This window comes from Vibrio sp. 811, assembly GCF_033339195.1.
In genome coordinates this window covers 1-544 of record NZ_JAWOUB010000825.1, presented here as the reverse complement: position 1 = coordinate 544, position 544 = coordinate 1, and the positions used below count along the sequence as shown (strand labels likewise).

The 544-nt window shown below is 52.9% G+C and carries 1 protein-coding gene; it reads left to right on the top strand.

The features are described 5' to 3' along the window. Positions 1-544 (top strand): M48 family metalloprotease (locus tag R7Q46_RS29615; RefSeq protein ID WP_318078644.1); only part of this gene is annotated, 544 nt, incomplete at both ends.

Genomic DNA, 544 nt, shown 5'->3' with positions numbered 1-544 from the left:
CGCACTCGCTCGCTCGTTTGTTTGTGCCTTGCCGCTGCAATCAGTTCACCAACAACTTACGCCAATAGCATCGACTTGCCTGATATTGGTACGGCAGCTGGCGGCACGCTTTCTATAGACCAAGAGTTGATTTATGGCGACGCGTACATGCGCATGCTCAGAGCCAGTAAGCCTATCGTCAACGATCCGGTCATCAACGAATATATCGATTCCCTCGGACACCGCCTCGTGGCCAACGCGAACGATGTAAAAACGCCGTTCCACTTCTTCATGATTCGTGATCGTAATATCAACGCCTTTGCCTTTTTTGGCGGTTACGTTGCATTGCACTCAGGGCTATTTCTTCATGCTCGTAGCGAAAGTGAACTCGCATCCGTTGTCGCGCACGAAATTGCACACGTAACACAGCGCCACCTAGCGCGCAGTATGGAAGACCGAGCAAGGCGCTCTCCAGCTACTTTAGCCGCGCTTGCTGGTGCATTGTTCCTTTCGATTGCTTCGCCAGAAGCAGGCATGGCAGCGATTACCGCCGCAACAGCAGGCA